The organism is Paenibacillus sp. 453mf, assembly GCF_900116105.1.
Taxonomy (GTDB): Bacteria; Bacillota; Bacilli; order Paenibacillales; family Paenibacillaceae; genus Paenibacillus; species Paenibacillus provencensis.
The window spans coordinates 776,314-797,004 of the sequence record NZ_FPAC01000001.1 but is presented as its reverse complement, the minus strand read 5'-3'; the positions used below and the strand labels follow the sequence as shown (position 1 = coordinate 797,004).

General features: G+C 45.2%; 22 protein-coding genes and 1 pseudogene. 4 read left to right on the top strand and 19 right to left on the bottom strand.

From position 1 onward, the window contains the following. Positions 1-57: 57 nt before the first annotated feature. From BM415_RS03850 to hemE, 6 genes are all read right to left on the bottom strand, one after another. Complete coding sequence (locus BM415_RS03850) at positions 58-873, bottom strand: DUF92 domain-containing protein (protein WP_091154766.1); 816 nt, start codon at positions 871-873, stop codon at positions 58-60. A 250-nt stretch (positions 874-1,123) separates the two neighbouring features. Continuing rightward, positions 1,124-1,750: a fumarylacetoacetate hydrolase family protein gene (locus BM415_RS03845; RefSeq protein ID WP_091154763.1), complete on the bottom strand. Its 627-nt coding sequence runs from the start codon at positions 1,748-1,750 to the stop codon at positions 1,124-1,126. Between the two features lie 36 nt (positions 1,751-1,786). After that, on the bottom strand, positions 1,787-2,539 hold the full coding sequence (locus BM415_RS03840) for a glycerophosphodiester phosphodiesterase (RefSeq protein ID WP_091154762.1): 753 nt from the start codon (positions 2,537-2,539) through the stop codon (positions 1,787-1,789). Positions 2,540-2,562: 23 nt separating this feature from the next. Next, positions 2,563-3,930 (bottom strand): CapA family protein, encoded by a 1,368-nt coding sequence (locus BM415_RS03835; protein ID WP_091154759.1) that lies wholly within the window; start codon positions 3,928-3,930, stop codon positions 2,563-2,565. Between the two features lie 226 nt (positions 3,931-4,156). Further along, entirely contained in the window at positions 4,157-5,101 is a 945-nt protein-coding gene (gene hemH, locus BM415_RS03830; protein WP_091154756.1) for a ferrochelatase, read from the bottom strand. Between the two features lie 26 nt (positions 5,102-5,127). Next, a complete protein-coding gene (hemE, locus tag BM415_RS03825; protein WP_091154753.1) occupies positions 5,128-6,186 on the bottom strand; it encodes a uroporphyrinogen decarboxylase in 1,059 nt (352 codons plus the stop codon). 258 nt (positions 6,187-6,444) lie between these two features. On the opposite strand from hemE, the gene BM415_RS03820 reads away from it, so the two are divergent. Together BM415_RS03820 and BM415_RS03815 are read left to right on the top strand one after the other, a co-directional pair. Then, positions 6,445-7,650 carry an MFS transporter gene (locus tag BM415_RS03820; protein WP_091154751.1) on the top strand — a complete coding sequence of 402 codons (1,206 nt, stop codon included), beginning with the start codon at positions 6,445-6,447 and terminating at the stop codon, positions 7,648-7,650. A gap of 330 nt (positions 7,651-7,980) precedes the next feature. Then, positions 7,981-9,192, top strand: a complete 1,212-nt coding sequence (locus BM415_RS03815; RefSeq protein ID WP_091154749.1) for an asparaginase — start codon at positions 7,981-7,983, stop codon at positions 9,190-9,192. A gap of 76 nt (positions 9,193-9,268) precedes the next feature. Here the strand turns inward: BM415_RS03815 and BM415_RS03810 are convergent, their stop codons facing one another. After that, entirely contained in the window at positions 9,269-9,901 is a 633-nt protein-coding gene (locus tag BM415_RS03810; RefSeq protein WP_091154746.1) for an O-methyltransferase, read from the bottom strand. Positions 9,902-10,107: 206 nt separating this feature from the next. Between BM415_RS03810 and BM415_RS03805 the strand changes: the two genes are divergently transcribed. Beyond that, entirely contained in the window at positions 10,108-11,253 is a 1,146-nt protein-coding gene (locus tag BM415_RS03805) for a THUMP domain-containing class I SAM-dependent RNA methyltransferase (RefSeq protein ID WP_091154745.1), read from the top strand. 122 nt (positions 11,254-11,375) lie between these two features. Beyond that, the gene (locus tag BM415_RS03800; RefSeq protein WP_244533138.1) at positions 11,376-13,319 is read left to right on the top strand and encodes an LTA synthase family protein; all 1,944 of its coding nucleotides are present in this window, start codon (positions 11,376-11,378) and stop codon (positions 13,317-13,319) included. A gap of 81 nt (positions 13,320-13,400) precedes the next feature. On the opposite strand, the gene BM415_RS03795 is transcribed toward BM415_RS03800, so the two are convergent. From BM415_RS03795 to BM415_RS25420, 12 genes and pseudogenes are all read right to left on the bottom strand, one after another. Continuing rightward, positions 13,401-13,682 (bottom strand): hypothetical protein, encoded by a 282-nt coding sequence (locus BM415_RS03795; RefSeq protein ID WP_091154743.1) that lies wholly within the window; start codon positions 13,680-13,682, stop codon positions 13,401-13,403. Between the two features lie 80 nt (positions 13,683-13,762). Beyond that, a complete protein-coding gene (locus BM415_RS03790; RefSeq protein WP_244533137.1) occupies positions 13,763-13,933 on the bottom strand; it encodes a DUF1450 domain-containing protein in 171 nt (56 codons plus the stop codon). A 101-nt stretch (positions 13,934-14,034) separates the two neighbouring features. Then, a complete protein-coding gene (locus tag BM415_RS03785) occupies positions 14,035-14,337 on the bottom strand; it encodes a heme biosynthesis protein HemY (protein WP_091154740.1) in 303 nt (100 codons plus the stop codon). A gap of 251 nt (positions 14,338-14,588) precedes the next feature. Then, complete coding sequence (locus tag BM415_RS03780; protein WP_091154738.1) at positions 14,589-14,840, bottom strand: hypothetical protein; 252 nt, start codon at positions 14,838-14,840, stop codon at positions 14,589-14,591. Positions 14,841-14,964: 124 nt separating this feature from the next. Then, complete coding sequence (locus BM415_RS03775) at positions 14,965-15,849, bottom strand: M14 family metallopeptidase (protein WP_091154735.1); 885 nt, start codon at positions 15,847-15,849, stop codon at positions 14,965-14,967. A gap of 184 nt (positions 15,850-16,033) precedes the next feature. Further along, positions 16,034-16,840, bottom strand: coding sequence for a glutamate racemase (racE, locus tag BM415_RS03770; RefSeq protein WP_091159036.1), 807 nt, complete (start codon positions 16,838-16,840; stop codon positions 16,034-16,036). 194 nt (positions 16,841-17,034) lie between these two features. After that, complete coding sequence (locus BM415_RS03765; protein ID WP_091154734.1) at positions 17,035-17,373, bottom strand: YtxH domain-containing protein; 339 nt, start codon at positions 17,371-17,373, stop codon at positions 17,035-17,037. A gap of 6 nt (positions 17,374-17,379) precedes the next feature. Further along, on the bottom strand, positions 17,380-17,841 hold the full coding sequence (locus tag BM415_RS03760; protein WP_091154731.1) for a DUF948 domain-containing protein: 462 nt from the start codon (positions 17,839-17,841) through the stop codon (positions 17,380-17,382). 111 nt (positions 17,842-17,952) lie between these two features. Beyond that, complete coding sequence (locus tag BM415_RS03755) at positions 17,953-18,852, bottom strand: DUF4261 domain-containing protein (RefSeq protein WP_091154728.1); 900 nt, start codon at positions 18,850-18,852, stop codon at positions 17,953-17,955. 85 nt (positions 18,853-18,937) lie between these two features. Further along, positions 18,938-19,387 carry a DUF86 domain-containing protein gene (locus BM415_RS03750; RefSeq protein WP_091154725.1) on the bottom strand — a complete coding sequence of 150 codons (450 nt, stop codon included), beginning with the start codon at positions 19,385-19,387 and terminating at the stop codon, positions 18,938-18,940. A 154-nt stretch (positions 19,388-19,541) separates the two neighbouring features. Next, positions 19,542-19,829, bottom strand: coding sequence for a Dabb family protein (locus BM415_RS03745; RefSeq protein WP_091154723.1), 288 nt, complete (start codon positions 19,827-19,829; stop codon positions 19,542-19,544). A gap of 406 nt (positions 19,830-20,235) precedes the next feature. Then, positions 20,236-20,634: pseudogene (locus BM415_RS25420) on the bottom strand (phage holin family protein); the annotation flags it as partial. Positions 20,635-20,691 lie beyond the last annotated feature (57 nt).

The following is a 20,691-nucleotide window of genomic DNA, read 5'->3' as shown; positions in this document are numbered from 1 at the left end:
GATATGTCCCTACTCTTCTCTATTGATTATAAACAGATTACACCATGTACCTGAGGTCTAAATTAATAATAATCCCAGCAGGATGGCGATACCGCCTCCGATGAGTGAACTAAACAGATTGACCAGGTCATTGCTCATCCAGTTTAGTCCCTTACCCCGCACCGTGCTCTGCCCGCAATGATGATGAACCTCTACGTCCTTGCCGCAGACGGTGCAGTGATACATCCGCTGAATGGTCGCCCCCATTAGAGAATCGGCATACGCTCCAATAAAACCGGATACCGCTCCGATGACCGCAAATGCGATAAGCGCAGTCATCGATCCATCCGCTTCAGAGCTTAATATTAGAAACAGATACGCACATCCACCGATCATCAGGGCTCCAGCTGCTGCAGCCACATTCCCCGTTACAGTGACACCACCCGATGAGCCCGGAGGAATGACCTTCCATGTTCTTACTGAACGAGGGGGCTTAGAGCTTAAGCTTCCAATTTCTGTTGCCCAGGTATCTGCAGTAACGGTCGCCATAATGCCGATGAAGGCAAATATCCAAACAGGATGGGGAAATATGGCATGCAGAAGGACAAGCACCATACCAAGCCCGCCGTTCGCAAGCACTTGACCTGCATCCCGATTTCCTGTTTTTGCATACGATTGTTCAAGTTCCTGCTTCTCCCGCTTCTTGTATTTGGATAATACGGTTGACGTTATGAAGAAGAGAAGCAGCGTTCCAAACCACACTAGATCGCCTGCACCATAATACACGGCCCCCATTATAACTGCAGCTATGCCGCCAGATAATGTGAGCGACTTCTTGTAATATGCAGCCCCAGCGACAAGGAATGCACACAGCGTTCCAATGATCCAATCCATCTGCCGTCTCCTGATTCTATAGTTATTTTAAATATAGTATAACATGTGCAGCCATGACAAAGCCTGATTTAGGGAGATATAGATAAAAAGACACGCCTTATTCAATCCGAAGAAGGATCAAATAAGCGTGTCCATAACTTTAAACAAGAATGATGTAGATTGAACAAAACAAACTGCAGTAAATACTCGGTTATGAGCCGATCATCTTAAAGTATAGAACTAAGAATTTTTTGTTCAATCTATAAGTTCATTAATAACGGACGGTAACACTACCTATAGCTTCATTTGCCCAGGTTAACTCCAGTCGATCACCTGACTCTACAGGACCAACACCCGCCGGAGTTCCTGTAAATATAATATCTCCCGGACCTAGTCCATAGTGTTCCGAAACATAATCCGCTATGTTTTGAATGGTAAAAATCATGTCGCGAATGTTCCCACGCTGCACTTCTACCCCATTCTTATTCAGTGTAAACTCGAAATCGGCCAAAGACTGAACAGATTGAACAGGCTTAAATCTGGATATTGGCGCGGAATTTTTGAATCCCTTTGCCGCTGTCCAAGGGTGCCCTTTTTGTTTGATCACGGTCTGTACATCACGGAGTGTAAAGTCGATACCCATAGCATACGCATCGATGACTACATCTACATTCATTCCGGGTGTATGCTCTGCTCCAATTCTAACGACCAGCTCTGCCTCATAATGGATGTCTCCCCGGCCCCCCGGAAGCATGAGCTCTTGATCTTCCATCAGCACTACCGCATGGGAGGGCTTCATGAATATCATGGGTTCATCAGGTACTGCATTTCCTAGTTCTTCTGCGTGCAGGCGATAATTGCGGCCAACACAATAGACATTTCTGATCTGTGAGTTCATCTTCATCTTCATCCTTTCGCCTTATCGTCTAATTTTTTAAGATTTAAACCATTTCATCGCTTTTTTCGCAAAAGCCTTTTGCCATAAATCCGGATTGTTCGTACACATCATAATGTCCTGATCTATTGCTGCCAAATTGCGCATAATTCTGGACGAATCCACAGTCCACGCCATAACATCGATTCCTTCTTTCTTCATGTCACTTATGAGCTGCTTATTCACATGCGGATATCCTATAGACAGCAGATCGCATCTAAGCTCACTAAGCTGACGTGCCAAATCCGGCGGATATGAATTGATGATGAGTCCTGTTCGAGCAAACCGGTGAATTAACTTTACTTTAACAAGTGATCTGCGGTCAAATGAAGTAATCACATAATCCTCTTCATTCCATCTGCCGAACAGTTCTCTGAGCACTGCTGCTGGCATGTGAGGATACATATCCCCTGTCGTTTTGAGCTCAATGTTCAGCTTGATCTTACCTCTTGCCAGCTCCAGTACTTCAGCCAAGGTTGGAATTCGTTCGCCCGCATATTTCTTCGACTTCCAGCTACCAGCATCAAGCTGTTTAAGCTCGTGCAGGGTCTTATCCTTCACAAACCCCTTGCCGTCTGTCGTTCGCTCAAGCCGATAATCATGGATGACAACAGGATAACCATCTCGGGATAGCTGAACATCCAGTTCAATCCATTTTACCTGTGCCTGCTCCATTGCAAGCCCGAAGGCAGCTATTGTATTCTCCGGAGCAAGTGAGGAATAACCACGGTGTGCTACACAAGGATTGTTCATCTCCATCTCCTTACACCTGTAATTTAATCTGCTGTCGAAATGGAACCATCTGCTCCTACCTTCACATCAAACGATCTAAGCTCCAGCTCTTTCAGAAGAGCAGTTCCTTCCTCATTCTCCATAGGGACCGGCTGTCCCAGCTTGGCATGATAAGGAATGGCCTTCATCGTGCAAGCTCCATTCTTCTGGCAGCTCGCCTGGAATACAGCGGTTCTCCAAGTTTCCTCATTTGTAGATCTTGAGAAAATGAAATTGCCTGTGCTATAAGCAATCCATTTTCCTTTGTAGGATTCCAGTCCCTGCAATACGTGAGGGTGTCCGCCAATCACCAGATCTGCTCCTGCATCAACAAATTCACGTCCAAGCGATGTTTGGATATCATTCGGCATCGTTTGACGCTCCTCGCCCCAATGAGACATGACAACGACGAGGTCCGCATCGTTTCTCGCTTGCTCAATCGCCTTAACAGCATCTGTACTATCATATGCATCGGCAACGCCGGGTTTTCCTGATTCAGCTCGCCAGCCCGCTTCAGGTATTACTCTTGTGAAGCCGAGCAGTGCAATTCGCATTCCCTTGATCTCATAATAAACGGGGGCATAGGCATTCTTTCGATCCATACCAGCGCCAACATATTTAATCTGATAATCCTTCAGATAATTAAGTGTATCCGCAAGACCAGCCTGCCCTTGATCCAATATATGATTATTTGCTAGATTGACGATGTCCACACCAGCTTCCGTCATCGCTTCAAGGGCCTTCGGCGATGATTTGTACACGTAGGATTTGCCAAGCGCGGCCTCTCCTCCTGTTGTCACCGGTGTTTCCAGATTGATGAAGGTTAGATCATCGGTCTGAAAGAGACTTCCCAGATGTTGATAAGGATAATCAAAGCCCTCCCTCTCAAGCAATTCCTCGACTTTGCCCGAGAACTGTACATCACCCGCAAAGCTCATAACAACCAATTCTCCATCCGCAGGCTCACCGGAATTATCGGCGGGTTCGACCTCACCAGACTTCGGGTCTGGATTCTCTTCCGCTTGCTCGGAGGCGGGTGGAGTCTCATCCTGTGAAGCTTCGTTCAGCTCCTTATCTTCTGATAATGAATGGTTCGGATGGTCATCTTCTGATGAGGAGCTCTCTCTGTTATCCTCCTCCGCTGTATTCCCGGTCTTATTCGACTCCTGCTCATCGCGGCTCTCCTCACTGCTAGATGAGTATACGTCCGCATCTTCAACAGGACCTGTTAGACCCCCTACTAAATTGAAGTATATGATAATACCTGCGATGCATAAAATAAGGACAACGTTCAATGTAACCCACATTTTGCTTCTTCTGCGCTGTTTCTCTTTTTTCGCAGCCGAATGCCTCTCTGATCTTGACGGCAGCATATTCTCTCCTTTTGTTCCCCTTTTCATTGAGTTATGAAATTGTTATGAAATGGACTCTACTAAAATCCAAATCTATTATACCAGTTAAAGGATATTTCTTGAATCCGGCTTTATACTCAGGCTGCCTATAGATTGAGAATAAAAAAAGCCTGCATCCGTAATGGATGCAAGCCCTCTAATTTAGCATATCTCTTATTTATATTCCCCTATAGCTGTAACAATAAGCTCAGTTTCTGCCTTGCCATGACTTAATTACGCAGTCACTCAGTGTTTCCATATACAATGGATCATTGTTGAGTGAATCGATCCGCATTAGACGCATATCGAGCTCCTTTGCGATTGCTTTCGCTTCAATATCCAGATCATACAGCACTTCAAGGTGATCGGATACGAAACCTACCGGTGCCACCAAGACATCCTCAACCTGTTCTTTACTCAGCACCTGCAGAGTATCGAGTATGTCAGGTCCAAGCCAAGGGGTGGCCGTCTGACCGGCACTTTGCCAAGTAAACTGCCAGTTCTCTATACCCGCCTGCTTCGCAACTGCCTTGGAGGTTTCAAGCAGCTGATCCGGGTAGGGATCTCCCATCTCTACGATTTTCTCAGGCAAGCTGTGCGCGCTGAACAGAACTCGAACCGAATCCCGCTTCGCTCCCGCTTCTTCAAATTGATCGAGCTTGGCACTCACGCGTACAGACAATGCTTCAATCAGCTTCGGATGCAGATGATAGGACTCAACAAAGCTCATTTCAATCCCATGCTCTTCAGCCTTCGCTTGTGCTCTTTTGATATATGACCCAATGCTCATCATGGAATAGTGAGGGGCAAGAACAATACCAACCGCTCTCTTAATACCATCCTTAGCCATGGCATCCACTCCGTCCTCAATGAACGGACTCGCATGCTTTAATCCTTGGTAACAACGGAATTGAATCCCGGAAGTTCTCTCATCCTGAGCTAACGTCTTCTCAAGCGATTCAACCTGACTGTTCGTATGCTCACGGAGAGGGAAGACCCCGCCGACAATGGCTTCATATCGCTCAGTGAGCTCGCGAAGCTGCTCCTCAGATGGCTTATTCCCTCTTCTAATATGTGTATAATACGCCTCTATGTCTTCCATGCTTTGGGGTGTGCCGTATGACAAGACAAGCACGCCTACTTGGTTGCTCATAGTAATTCCCACCTTGTCTCTATTGTTTATATGTGTACATTCTGTACTTTCAGCGCTTCGGCTGAGTATTCATGCACATAATCTGTCAGCTCCTTGAGCTTGTCAATGGAAGCCTCGGGAAACAAGCCATGTCCCAGATTAAATATGTATCCAGGCTGCTGAATTCCTTCATCAATAATACTTTTCGCATACTTCTTAATAACCTCAATAGGTGCTGTAAGCACGTAAGGATCGAGATTCCCCTGAACCGCGAACTTATTCCCCAGTCTTCTTCGACCTTCATTAATGGATACTCTCCAATCCAAGCCGACTACATTCGCCTTGATGTCTGAAAGTGTGGGAAGCAGCTCACCCGAGCTGACGCCTGGAAAATAAATTTTTGGAACATCAAGATCAGATAACTCGTCAAAAATGCGCGTAATGGTCGGCAGCACATAAACCTTGAAATCTGCAGGAGATAACGCCCCAACCCAGCTGTCGAATACCTGAAATGCTTTACCGCCATTCTGAATCTGATGTCTTACATAAGTAATAACCATATCGCCGAGCTTATCCATCAATTGAAACCAGACTGCCGGTTCACTGTACATCATTTCTTTGGTTCGAATGTAACCCTTTGAAGGACGTCCTTCGATCAGATAGCTCGCAATAGTAAACGGAGCGCCGGCAAAAGTGATGAGAGGAACGGTAAGCTCATTATCCAGAATACGTATCGTCTCCATAATATGCGACAAATCCTGCTCAACGTTAATTGGACGAAGCTTCTCCACATCCGCTGAAGACCGTATAGGGTTGTGAATAACAGGACCTACATCCTTCACAATATCAAAATCAATTCCGATCGAGGCTACCGGATTCATAATATCTGAATATAGAATTGCCGCGTCTACACCCAATTTACGTACTGGCATCAGGGTTACTTCGGCAGCAAGCTCCGGCTGCTTGCAAATCTCAAGCAAAGTGTACTTCTCTTTGACCTTGCGATATTCGGGATCGTAACGCCCAGCTTGTCTCATATACCATACTGGAAGTTGATCTACAGGTTGTTTATACCCTGCTCTGATGAACCTATCGTTATATGCCATTTCTTGGCCTCCAATAATGTCGTTTCTATAATTTCCATTATGCCCTTTTTAAAACTCACTAACAAGTAAGCGAAATCGAACATCCATTGACAATTGGATGAAGGTTCTCTAAAGCATATGAATGCCATCTGAAGAACCGATAAAGCAATTATTCATGAAGCTCCGTTCGAGAAACGGTTCTCCCGGTAGTGTGTTATACTAAAATAATGGCAACAATTGAACCGTAAGGAACGGCAGAAAGGAAGTGACCCTCATCTATTGAAATCATGGAAAATTAACCTTATCGTGCTATGGTTCGGACAATTTCTAGTAAATGCCGGCATGACAATGGTTACTCCCTTTCTATCTTTATACCTTGCCCAGGATTTGGGAGTGACTGGAGAACGTGAGATCGGACTATGGGCAGGCTTTATCTTTGCAGCTAATTTCGTAACCTCCTTTGTATTTCAACCTCTGTGGGGTAAGCTTGCTGACAAATACGGCCGCAAAATTATGCTGCTACGCTCAGGCTTCGGCATGGCGATTGTTATTACCCTCATGGGATTTGCGCAAAACCCATGGCATTTGCTGTTTCTAAGACTGCTGAATGGTACAATTTCAGGCTTTAATCCTGCTTCGGTTGCGCTCATTTCTGGGACAACACCCAAGGACCGAATGGGATTTGCCATGGGAACTGTCCAATCGGGTCAGGTTGCCGGAACCATTCTCGGTCCTTTAATCGGAGGCATATTAGCTGACCTCGTCGGCTTTAGACCTATTTTCTATATCACTGGCATTCTGATCTTCTCTGCATCACTACTGGCGCTATTCCTTGTCAGAGAGAACTTCGACCGTGAAGAAGCAGCACAATTGCAAGCGCAGTCGGTGCTCGGAGGGCTGCATGAGCTAACCAAAACACCACAGCTGCCTGCGCTGTTCGCCGTCACCTTCTTACTGCAGTTTGCCATGATCAGTCCCATGTCTCTGCTTCCGCTGTATGTGCTTCAACTGAATGGTACGGTAGAGAATCTCGCTTTTTTTGCCGGTATGGTCAGCGCTGTTGCAGGAATATCAAATATGGTTGCTTCACCGCTACTCGGGAAGCTAAGTGATAAGATCGGTTCGCATCGTATACTCACCTTTGCCCTTATTGGAGCAGCAGTGACCTTGATACCTCAAGCTTTTGTACAAAATGTAGGTCAGCTGATCCTGATTCGGTTCCTAATGGGTATATTTATGGGTGGTCTTCTACCAAGTGTCAATTCCTTGATTCGATCCTATACACCAGACGGCATGGAGAGTCGTGCCTTTGGATTCAACAGCAGCACTCTGGCACTAGGAAATATGATTGGTGCTGTAGCAGGCGGCTTCCTATCAGGCTTTATAGGTATTGAAGGCTTGTTCATTATCTCGGGCTCGCTTCTGTTGATCAATGTGATATGGGTGCGTATGAAGCTATATTCGCGGAAAAAGTCATCTGTATAGCAGACCATACTGAGTTATCAAAAAAAAGACATTCTACCTCTAGTTGAGCAGGTTAGAATGTCTTTTTGATATATGAATGGTACTCAGACACAATTCATATGTAAGTATATATAACACTAATATTCGCGGATTACTTTCAAATTAAACTCATATCCATTTAAAATACACTTATATTTATTCAATTATCTTAATAATTATAGCATTATCTCTTATTTACGATTAATTACTTATATTTACTCTCATTTCTATAGATTGTCATTTTATATAACATTAATATAGAATACTCCTCAAGAATACCTTCCAACATTTGCATAAGAGGAGTGACACGGAATGAAACCTAACAACAGAATCAGCAAACACTTTGTCCTTTGGAGCACAGCCGCACTAACCGCACTAACCCTCTCTCTATCCCCCATCGCTTCTACTGCAAGCGCGGCTACCATTGTCGTGCAGGGAACTTCCTCTCCTGTTCAGTCCACAGCACCTATCCGCAATACGACGATCCCTCCTCTCACTGAGTCTGCCAAAACCTCTGAGTTGCCCAATGTTCTTGTCATTGGCACAGGCGGTACGATTGCCGGACAATCCACAGATGAGACCAGCTTCACCAATTACAGAGCAGGCTCTCTTGCCATAGGTGATATGGTGGGCTCCCTTCCTAACCTGGACAAGCTTGCTGAAGTGAACACACTGCAATTTGGCAATTCGGGTTCTTCCGCTTACACCATACCCGACCTATACGATCTGTCGATGTCGGTTGATAAAGCGCTTGAAACTTATGACAGTGTCGTAGTAACAACAGGTACGGATACCATGGAAGAGATTGCTTACTTCCTTGACCTCACAGTCCAAAGCGATAAGCCCGTTATTATTACAGGTTCCATGCGTCCTTGGACGGTTATAGGCTCTGATGCACAAGCCAATCTGTTTAATGCGATAAAGCTGGCTGCAAGCGGACGCACAACATCGTTCGGCACTGTATTGATGCTTAACGATACGCTTCATTCCGCACGCGGTGTAACCAAAACGAACGCTTATCGCACGGACACTTTTGAGACCCCTGTACTCGGCGCTCTCGGATACATAGATGGAGATAATATCCGTATTTATCGTGCTCCTGCACGGGCAATGAAGCCGGAAGGTACAGCTAAGCCTGTCTTCGATCTCTCCAAAATTACGAAAGAAAAACTGGCTGATACCAAAGTTGAAATTGCCATCTCTTATCAACAAGCAGGCGGAGGCGCCATCAGCGGATTTGTGGCGAACGGAGCAAAGGGTATTGTCACCTCCGGAACAGGTGCTGGCGGAATCTCCAGTGCGATGAGTGCCGAAAGAAGAACGGCGATTGAGGAAGGTGTAGTCTTCGTAACTACGACACGCACAGGTTCGGGAAGTGTCTATAGCGGCGGTGAGGGAATCATATCTGGGGATAATCTCAGCCCGCAGCATGCTCGGATTCTGCTTCTTCTCTCCTTAGCATTCACAGATGACTTCGATACAATCAAAGGCTGGTTTGAAACATACGGGAAATCCGAAGTATAAACGGAATTATATTGTTCAAATCCCTCATACATGAACGAACCTCCTCGGTTATAAAGCAATCGAGGGGGTTCGTTGTTTATTTTACATATGCAATAGCAAGTCCGTCATAAGCCGGAATCAATGTACTAATTAACCGGTCATCGGAAGCCATCAGCTCATTAAACCTTCTAACTGCCTGGACAGAAGGACCATTCTTCTCATGATTCAAAGTCCTCCCACGCAAGAAGCAATTATCACCAACAATGAGAGCACCTGGATTCGACAATTCAATCGCAAATTCCAAGTATACAGGATAATTCAGTTTATCAGCATCTATAAAAAAGAAGTCAAATTTCTTTCCTTCCTCTTTCATGCTTCTCAAGCTGTCTGCTGCAGGCCCTATACGATACTCCACTCGATCGCCGAAGCCCGCTTTGCTCAGATGCTCGTAAGCAAGCGCAGCGTATTCTTCTTTAATTTCAAGAGAGGTCAATTTACCTGTCTCCCCTAGTCCTCGGCTCAGACAAATTCCGCTGTATCCTCCCAGTGCACCAATCTCAAGAATCTGTTCTGCACGCGAGGTTCGCACAAGCATCGTGAGCAGCCGCCCGTATGCCGCTGCGACCGATACTTCAGGCATGCTGCGCTCTTTAATCGTTTCTAGCACTTCCTTCAGCATTTCATCTTCTTCATATAATTTAGAAACATAATCATCGGGTGTAATCATCATCGGATATGGAATCCTCCTTAAATAACTTTCCTTCTTCATTCAATTAATTTATAATAAATGTTTGTTTAAATAAGCCGAGATAGGCGCGTACCTTATTGTACTGGTACAAGCCTTGGCAAGCAAGGCTTGCTGAAAATATATTGGGGCATCCTATTCGTATCAGATCTAAAAATAGAATGTCACCAGGATGGAGCTGAAGCAATTCAATGCAACCTTTGCAATTAATCGCAACGACACCAATGGGACTTGAATCCGTCGTATCCAGAGAATTAAAGCTGCTCGGTTATGAGGATATAACTGTAGAGAACGGAAGAGTTACTTTTGCAGCCGATTTTATCGATATTGCCCGGTGTAACTTATGGCTGCGAAGCGCCGATCGAATTCTTGTCAAGATGGGTGAGTTCAAGGCTACAACCTTTGACGAATTGTTCGAAGGAACCAAGGCCCTTCCCTGGCAGGAATGGATACCTCAGAATGGTGAGTTCCCAGTAGAAGGAAGATCCCATAAATCTCAGCTGAGCAGCGTGCCTGCATCACAAGGTATTGTCAAAAAAGCAATCGTTGAGAAGCTGAAGCAAACCTATCATACGGAATGGTTTCCGGAGAACGGAGCCCGCTTTGTCATTGAGGTTAACCTTCATAACGATATCGCACTTCTGACCCTGGATACAAGCGGAGCAGGCCTTCACAAGCGGGGCTATCGCAAGCTGGTTACAGAAGCTCCACTCAAAGAGACCTTGGCAGCTGCTCTCATTCAGCTCAGCCGCTGGGGCCCGCATCGTCCCTTCTACGATCCATTCTGCGGGTCGGGAACACTTCTCGTTGAAGCGGCAATGATCGGCTGGAATATCGCCCCTGGACTTCGCCGTTCGTTTAATAGCGAGCATTGGCCGCTCGTATCCAAAGAATTGTGGGATGAAGCCCGTGAGGAAGCGTTTGACTCTGTGAAAGATGATATACCTCTGCAAATTGCCGGCAGCGATATGGACCCGGGCGTGATCGAGGTTGCTCAAGCTGCAGTCAAGAGTGCCGGATTCGCCAAGGAAATTAAGCTTGATGTTCTGCCTGTAGCAAAAGTTCGCTTATCCGGAGATTACGGATGTCTTATTACCAACCCTCCATACGGCGAACGACTTGGAGAACAAGCCGAGGTTGAGAAGCTCATTCGTCAGCTTGGCAGAGTGGCAGCCGAGGTACCAACATGGTCCTTCTTTGCCATTACGTCGACCAAATCGTTTGAACGATACTTCAATCAGAAGGCGGATAAGCGCAGAAAGCTGTTCAACGGACGAATTGAGACTCAGTATTATCAATTTCTAGGTCCTCTGCCTCCAAAACCAGATCGTAACTAGAGCATCATGAACACAAAAGAGTAAACCTTATGCCGTTTACTCTTTTTTTAGTCCAATAATAAATAACAGGACGGAGGATATAATGCACCTTGTAGCATGTACGTTCAAAGGAGGAATAATGCTTGTCTAAGAAGTGGCAGGGTTCACGATATTGGTATTACCTCGTATTTGTGATCTTGATGATTCTCAAGCTGGGATACTTCCACAGCCAGCTCAATGCCAGAAATATAGATATGAATTTTCTCGATTATGTCATTACTTTCGGATCTTTGCTGCTCGTCTCCTTCTGGGTGCTGTGGCTGCCGCAGCGTGCAAGATTCATCGCCCTGATTGTACTGAATGTGCTGCTCAGCTCACTCATCTATGCTGACCTCGTCTATTATCGGTACTTTCAAGATTTCATCACGATTCCTGTACTGCTGCAGGCCGGTCAACTAAGCTCGCTGGATGACAGTATTTTCTCACTTATGAGATTCGCCGATCTTTGGTTTTTTGCAGATCTACTGCTGCTAGCCGTTTATTTCTTGTGTCTGGTGGTCCTCACTAAACGTACAGGTGGAGTGCGAAGCGCAGATAAACATCATTTACCTATGTATCATACCTCGAAGTGGAAGCGATTCATCAGCGGCACCCTCGCTCTTGTCATCGGTGCGGTTCTTACATTCGGTCCCATTGAATTTTACAACCGTACATGGGCCGTCGGTCTGTTTAACGGCAATTGGTGGAACCTCAGCTTATATAATGTGACTGGCTTGCTCGGATTCCATGGTTACGATCTATACCGGTATAACAAGGAGCAGCAGAACAGCCAAGCAGACCTGACGGATGAGGAAATGAACGAGGTCAAACAATTTTTTGATCATAAGCAGCAGCAGGCACTAACAGCTGTCTCATCGGATACTTTTGGCCAATATAAGGGTAAAAATGTCATGCTCGTACAGGTTGAAGCTTTGATGAATTTTGTTATTAACAAAAACATAAACGGACAGGAAATCACCCCGCATCTCAATGCGTTAATGAGGGACAGCTTATATTATAAAAATTTCTACCACCAGACCGGACAGGGACGCACCTCCGATGCTGACTTATCTGCCAACATATCGTTACACCCCCTGCCGAAAGGGTCTGTATTCACCCGCTATCCGGATCATACGTATGATTCTCTCCCGTCAGTTCTAGGAGAGCAGGGATATTATACCGCTGCTTATCATGCTTACGAGAGCAGCTTCTGGAACCGGTACACCATGTATAACAATATGGGATATGACGAATTCATGAGTAAAAATGATTACACAATGGATGAGCCGATCGGCTGGTCGCTTGGAGACAAGTCATTTTTCCGGCAATCGCTTGATCAACTGACGGGCATCAAACAGGAGCCCTTCTACTCCTTTATGATTACACTCACGAATCATCATCCATATACTCTCCCCGATTCCATTCAAGAGCTGGATGTGGGCCAGTTTAATGGAACTCTGTTTGGCGACTATCTGCAGGCCGTGCACTATTCAGATGCGGCAATCGGAGAACTGGTGGAGCGACTGAAGGAGGAGGGGCTGTGGGAAAATACCATCTTTATGGTCTATGGCGATCACGACAATTCTCTTAAAGAGCAGACCACCTATGAAGCCTTCCTCGGCAAGAATATGAATGAGCTCCAAATGCATCAAATCATGAACCAGGTACCTTTTCTCCTCCATTTACCTGATGGAGAACGTTCCGGAGTATATCTGGAGCCTGCCGGGCAAATGGATATTGCACCGACAATTCTACATTTGCTCGGCATTGAGTCAGATTCAATGTATTTCATGGGCAACGACCTGTTGAATAGCCGTAATCGGACGGTTGTACTTCGTACAGGCGCTTTCGCTACAAGAGAGCACTATTACATTCCTTCTGACGACTACCGCTTTGAACATAGCAGCTGCTATGATGTTGAGTCAGGAGAAAAGACAAACGTAAACGCATGCGAAGCTACATTTGACGAAGCAAAAAAACAGCTGTCTATATCCGATCGAGTGATTACTTACGACCTCATCGCCAAGCTTCGTTCTTCATCCAAATAAGGATCAAATGAATTAAATACCAACCAGTCCATCAACAAAACCCCCGTCTCTTATGAGAACGGGGGTTCATTGGTATGCAGGTCAGTTGTCTTCAGTCGATGCCATGCTGGCATGAAGTGATGAAAGACGTTCCTTTTCTTCTGAGAGAATTTCCTCTGCAAACTCAGTTCCGCTGAAGTTCAGCTGCTGCCGGGCTACCGCTACCGCATTCTCTGCACGCAGCAATCGCTTATTCGCTTGCTCGATCATTTCTGGTGTAGGATGTGACATCGCTTGCGATACCGCATGATGCAGTTTTTTTACTGAGTTGGAGGCTTGCGCCACCGTCGTATAGGATTGCAGACTGGAATGATCGTGTTTCATAGATAGAAGCACACTCCTCTCTCAAAGTCCCTGCTACACCTGTTAGCATGGATATTAAGAAAGGTCGTTATGCACAGAACTTAATTTTTAATAAATGGAGCTGCTTTGGCAATTACTTCTTCCTCTGTCAGCGCACTGATGTATCGTCCATTAATAAAGACAAAGGCTCTTTTACCACAAGGTCCACAATACGATTTGCAGCCTGCCTTGATCTCGGCATCCGGAGCCATCTTCTGAAGCTTAGGCACCATAGACTTTAATTTAACATGCTTTCATTTATCACAAACTCGAATATCGTTAGCCATGTACTTCCCTTCTCACCAGAAAAACATCGTTAATGGCTTCTTAACAATTAGTTATGGAAGTGATTTCCTTGCGAAGGGTGTGTAATGACGAAACCTTCCTTAGGGAAATACAGATAATCCACTTTGATGCCATCAAGCATCGGCTTGCCTGTTTCAAGCACCAAGTCGATTTCTTTGTCTGTAGATACAACCTCATCATTCTCTTTAGGTGTATCAAAGTCAATCCCATAGTGAACATGATCTCCATGATCGAGCGTGATCAGAACGCGTACATATTTACCTTCGTTTTCAGGGAGTGCCAGTTCACGTTTAAGTACTTTAGCCGCATTACGAGTTATTTTTGCATTCATTGTAAATTCATCTCCTAGTGTGATCTATTTCTAGAAATGGTTAACCATCTATAGTTGAATCAATTTCATAACGTATCAAAATGGTATTATGAAATGATTTCAGTTAACAAAAATTCAATACCATTTATTTTAATCAAGATGAGTGTATTTAGCAATATCTGCGGATTGAATCAATTTCATAATACCTATAGCTGTTTAAATCAAGGGGATATATAGGTCAAAATGATTTGATTTGTCTATTCTATATAAACCTATTTTCGCCCCGCAACATGAGGGTATTTGCGTTCTGCCCTCTGAACAAACCAGTTCATGAGAAACATCGTGACTCCGATATCATCAATCGGGAGGAGCGGCAGCACATCTGGCATAACCCAATATACCGCGGCAGGAACCAAGAAAAGAAGCTTGTCCTGCAATTGAACCTCTGAAGACATCAGAAGAGCAGGCAGCCTTTTAAACACATGAGCCCAAGACTTTAGCGATAATAGCTTCTTCCATTTCATGATGATCATACTCCTTCCCCCGTTACAACGGGATATTACTATCATAACATACGTTTAATATGCAGGGGAGGTTTCCATACCTCCCACTGCTCAAGCTCCAGAGTGTATAGCTTACCGTCAAATGTCAGCGAAGCAGCAATCGCATGGTGGACACCATAAGACGCTCGACCTCAGCAGCAATCTGAGTATATTGATTAACCGGAAGCGGATTGGTACCGAATCCTGTTTCAACTGTAAATCCAGGTTTACCATACTTCTGAATAAACCAATCTTTATATCCTGCATCACTTTCCGTCAATTTAACCAGAACATACCCCGTTGCGTTAGCAAGATGCTGTGCCCAAGCCTCACTGAACTCAGGCTCGTAATCACGATAATTCCAGTATATCTCCTCACCTTGACTGTGCAGAGCTATGACCGCGTCAAATTTCTTGTCCATCGTCCATTCTGCCAGTGCGCTGGACTCCGGTTCAGTCAGGGGATGTTCTCCTCCGTAATCTCTTGGTCCTGGACAAGTCACTGAACGGCGTCTGGCCTCCTCGTAAAAATGAGCAGGAAATTGATCATTCAGATCGATGCCCCGAATGTTCGCCTTCCAGCCTGAGAAGTCAGGATCGCCACCATTCATTTCTAGGAGCTCCTTGCAAAAGGGGTGGTGTTCTGCTCCGTTCTGTACCAATTCTATGCCATCAGGATTGAGCATCGGAACAACCCATAAGGTCACCTGTTCAGGCCATCCATCTGATAAGCAGCCATGCCAGTCCTGTTGTTCTTCGAGCGCTGTCACGTAGCATTTGACAAAATGCATCAGACAAGGAACGTTCAGCCACTCATTCGCATGCATACCTGCATTGACATGGAGCTGAATCGGACCCTTTCCTATTTGGATGTAAGGTATCTTTCTTCCAAGCACACTGTGCCCTATAGCTCCCAGCTCACACATCGACAGCCTTCGGTTTCTTAAGCGATCCAGGTCTTGTTCCAGCTCCTGATACCCGTATAGATTCATCCCTTATCTCCTCCTATGAACAAAGTGAAGGTCAAGAACCATATTACGTGCATTATATGCTGCTGATCATCATATTCGTGATAGATCCCTATGGAATTAGCTATGTATAAAAGACAGCCATATCCTTGAACTTTACTGTTCAATTCCTTGGCTGTCTTATTTTTTAATAATGAAAATGATCCTGCTACAGTTTAGATACATGCCATACGACTGGTGTGTTACGAATCTGCTCTCCAAGCCAGGATCTCGCAATACTTTGAAACATGACTGGATCTCCCGAGCAAAAAAACTGATGCACCGGCGTTTCATCCCCAATGGCAAGCTTTCCTTTATCATATAAGATGGTGCTCGTTTCTCTAGCGGTCTCATCCGCCGAACTGATTAATTTGACATGAGGACCCATAACCTGACCAATCGGCTCCATTAAGAAGGGATAATGAGTACAGCCTAGTATAAGGGTATCGATTGGTTTATCTTTCATACCATTCAAGGACTCACTAACAGTGGATCTCGTATGCTCAGACCTGAAGTCCCCTTGTTCTACCAGTGGGACAAGAGCGGGACAAGCCTGACTCATAACATTGATATATGGAGACAGCTGCTTAAGTGCTGCTGTATACGCCCCGCTATTGATCGTACCAATGGTACCGATGACTCCAATATTGCCTGTCTTGGTAGCTGTAATCGCCGCTCTGGCACCGGGATGAATGACACCGATCACCGGAATATCCACTTTCTGCGATATATGGTCCAGTGCAGCTGCTGTGGCCGTATTGCAGGCAATAACGATGACTTTTGGATCAAATTGAATAAGAAAATCTACGATTTGTTCTGTAAATTGTTTTACTTCCTCGGACGAACGGGGTCCGTATGGTGTGCGGGCCGTATCTCCAAAATAAATGACTTTTTCCCGCGGAAGCTGGCGCATCACTTCCTTGGCTACAGTCAGCCCCCCAACACCGGAATCTAATATTGCGATAGCTTGTTGCACGAACACACCGCTTCCTTCTTTACATATTTCCATCCCTTTTCAATCCTACCCTATGTTTTGGACAGCAAAAAGGTACCTACATCTTACCCGATTTAATATAGACGTTCAACCAAGCTCAGCGCAAAAAGGCCTTTTGCCTCATCCCTTTATCTACAGGGGAGCGGCAGTCAGGCCTTTGTTACGCATCTTTTCGCCTATATTGTATCGTTCTCTGCTATATCCTCAGCAGCCTGCTCAGCCTTTGCAGGTTTACTTATCCCAGATACTGTAGCGATCTCAATTTCTGAACTGTTGCCCCGAATTTCTTGCAATAAGCCTTCGGTTGATTCTTTTACTTTGGAAGCGATCTTCACACTTTGCTCGCTGACTTTCTCAATCAGATTCTGCCCCTTCTCTGTAACAAGCTTAGCATTCTCCGCAATATCCTCGCGTAGCTCTGCACCTGATTTTGGGGCAAATAGCAGCGCTGTAATAGATCCGGCAATCGTTCCAAGCAAAGTACCCCATAACAAGCTTTTATTCGTATCTTTCATGCCTGTTCACTCCTTCTCACGCGGGCTAGTATTACCCGGAGCAGGAGAGTTGCGCTGCCATGAGTGCCATACCGTCATAGCTGCATCAACGTATCGGAACATTTGACCCAGACGCTGTTCATTGTCCTGGTGTGCGCCATCCACATGCTTGTGTGCTGAACGAGACAGTTTGACGCTGATCTCATCCATCGTGCGGTTAACTTGCTGCAGCACCGTTCCAAGTGAAGCGATAGATTCAAAGAGAGGCGCTGACTTCTCCAGATGCCCCTGCATATCCGATATTGCTTTATTCGTACCTTGAATCATCGCTGAGGTATCTACAGCGAGCATATTGGTTTTCTCTTCAAGCTGACTTATACTGCGTTTAGCCTGCTTCATCAAGCTTCTTGCTTCAATAAGCATCAATACACCAGCAGCTGCCAGGATAACAAATGCCCCTGCCATCAGCGCTACACTCCATTCGACCATGTTCCAACCCTCCTGCTAACCGGGCGAACGCCCATTTTTTAGTTAATGCATTATAAGCAGGAGGAGCCTGACTTGACACAACAAAATTCTATGGATTACAAAAAGGCCCGATTAAGACAAGATGTTTCCAGCGTAATAGGGTGCTCCTGGATCCAGATCAATTACATATCTTTGAGGTGAAACCAGTGATTCCTGATGCTCACAGCGCCAGCGATGTTCCCCTGATGAACCAAGCAGCTGACCGTCCTGTATCACATCACCCTGATCAAATATATAATAGGCAGCACCGTATAAGGTACGAGCTACAACATCCGGGTCCATACCAGCAAAGTGGCATTGGAAATCCGGCACCCCAAGTGAGGATAATCCTACTGTATCCATCACAAGCTCACGTCTAGCTGCACTGCCTCCTGCTTGATACAGCCTTACATTCATCGCACCATACAGATGATCGCCATCTTCGATAGCTTTGATATAGGCAGAGGGCTTCACCAGTTTGTCGCTGCCGTAGAAGTAAATAGCTTCACAAGGCGTCACTTCTAAAATAGCGAGCAATGCCTGCTGGAACAGCTTCAGTCGCTCTTTATGCGGCAGGGCCGCCGTAAACATATCATGTATTCGAATCTGATACTGGCATGTGCCCGTAACATCATTTGCTTCTTTCCAATGCCAGGACTGTTCCACAGCACCTTTGAAGCGGTTCTTGTCCTGAATCTTGTGGACAGGCAGAATGCAGGTCTGCGCAGGCACAGTCCCATCTTCAAAATTAACCATATGCTCCATATGCATAATGACAAGCAGTTCCTGCTCTTTGTCTGTTACCTCAGCCTGATTTTGAACCTTATTCGCTGCGTCCTTGTTGACAGGTCGTTTCATCACTCTTGCTTTCCCGGTCAAACGCTTCATGACCTCCATCAGCCTCTCTTCCTTCAGCTGAGGGAGATCCTTAAACAGAAGCTCGGCCATATATACCGGATGGAATCCGGAGTTTTCTTTCTTGCGATCTGACATGATATTTCCTCCAAACAAAATAGGTGAATCTATTACATGATTCGTTTACCAATGAATTTGATTCAACTGAACTTTTGAATATCGATTACTTCTGGCTCCGCGATTGTTGAAACGGCCCCAGTTCTTTTTCGAGGTATAAGCGAATTTGTTCTGCGAACCGATCCAGCACATCAGGAAGAGTCCGCGTTACCTTATGCAGGCTTGTCCGCTCCCATGCGTAATAATCCTGTACCAGTGGCTTCCGCAGCGGCACGAGCTCCATAAACAGATTATAGCTCTCTTCATCAAATGCCCCTGCTTCATAAACGATTTCAATGATGTCTTCATAGCTGCTCGCATCCCGGAGAATAAAACCATCGATCAGGTAACTGCCTACGTCTGTAACAATCTCTATAGCCAAATGCAGAGAACGTTCCTGAACTAAGCCAAGGATAATTCCTCCATCCCAGTTTGCCTGAGCATGGCGGAGCCCAGCCGTGATTTCGGGAATAGCTGACAAGCGCAATTCAATTTGATCTGTATTTACATAGTACAATACGTTCACATCCGTTTCGTCGGTAATCAGTTACGTCTATTTTTTCGTTTCAGCCAAAAGAACATTACCGGGCATGCAATTAAAATGACGATCAGCAAAAACATCGTTTCCATTACATCTTTTAAATCGCCCACCTGCTACTCCCCTTTGTAAGTTAGATTTCGTAATCTACTGCAACAGAAGAATCTTTCACAACGCTCATATGCTTAATAATCTCTTGATGAACGGGATGGACCTGATAGGCCTCCAATGCCTCCAGGGAATCAACAACTGCTGTCAGAGAAATATCGAAAGAGCGCTCCGATTTCAAGACATCCACTCCGATCTCCAGTGATTTCAGCATCTCAATTCTGCCATCCATGCTGCGCAAAATACGAGCTGTCTCCTGAATGCTTGCGTCTGAGCGATCCTTTAATTTAAAGAACACGATATGTTTAATCATTATAATAGCTCCTTATCCCATGTCATCATTTTATGAATTTGATTCCGTTTACAAAAAATATATCATAAACACGAATAAAGTGGTAAACGAATCAATTTTATATATTACCCTAAGCTGCTTTAATCAAGAGTATATAGATCAAAAACGGTATTGTTTGTCTATATTTAGTTTCTAGCAAAAAAGGCCTCTATTACTCAGGCCCTTGTGAATCTGCATCATGCTTCTCTCTTCTATCCTTCCGCGGTCCAAATTGACTTAATATATCTTCGTCTACAGAGTGTTTGATCGCTTCAAGCTCCTCATCTTCAGTGTCTGATTGGATAGTGTTTGATTCGCTGCCGTTCTCTACTGCTCGTCTCAATTCAGTCCCTTCATCATCCCCTGCACGTCTGCGCAAGACCTCCTCTTCGTCATCATCCGCCTGCTTCTTAACGAGCTCTATGATCTCTCTTAATTTTGCAGGAAGAGGAAGTCCGATGCGGTTGTAATTCTCTGTAATGGAGATCAATTCATTGGCCAGGTAAAAGTACATCGCCCCGCCTTTAATTACATCTGTCCCGATTAACTGGTCGATCTGGTGTGCAAGTAAAATAACAAGCAGCATCAGACCTTTGCGTGTCAGTCCCCAGAAGCCAATCTTGCTGTTCAACCTACTGCCTGTACGGATTGCAGCCGCAACTCCGGTGATATAATCAATGGCCATCGCAATACATAGCAAGATAAGCAGCTGCGTCCATCCCCCAAACGCAAATGTGAAGAAAGCCCATACAAATCCGAGGATCATATTGATTAATGCCGGATTCATTCATGCCCCCTCCTCTTCCTTTTCTCTCTATTAATCTATGAAAATAATGGAAAAGTG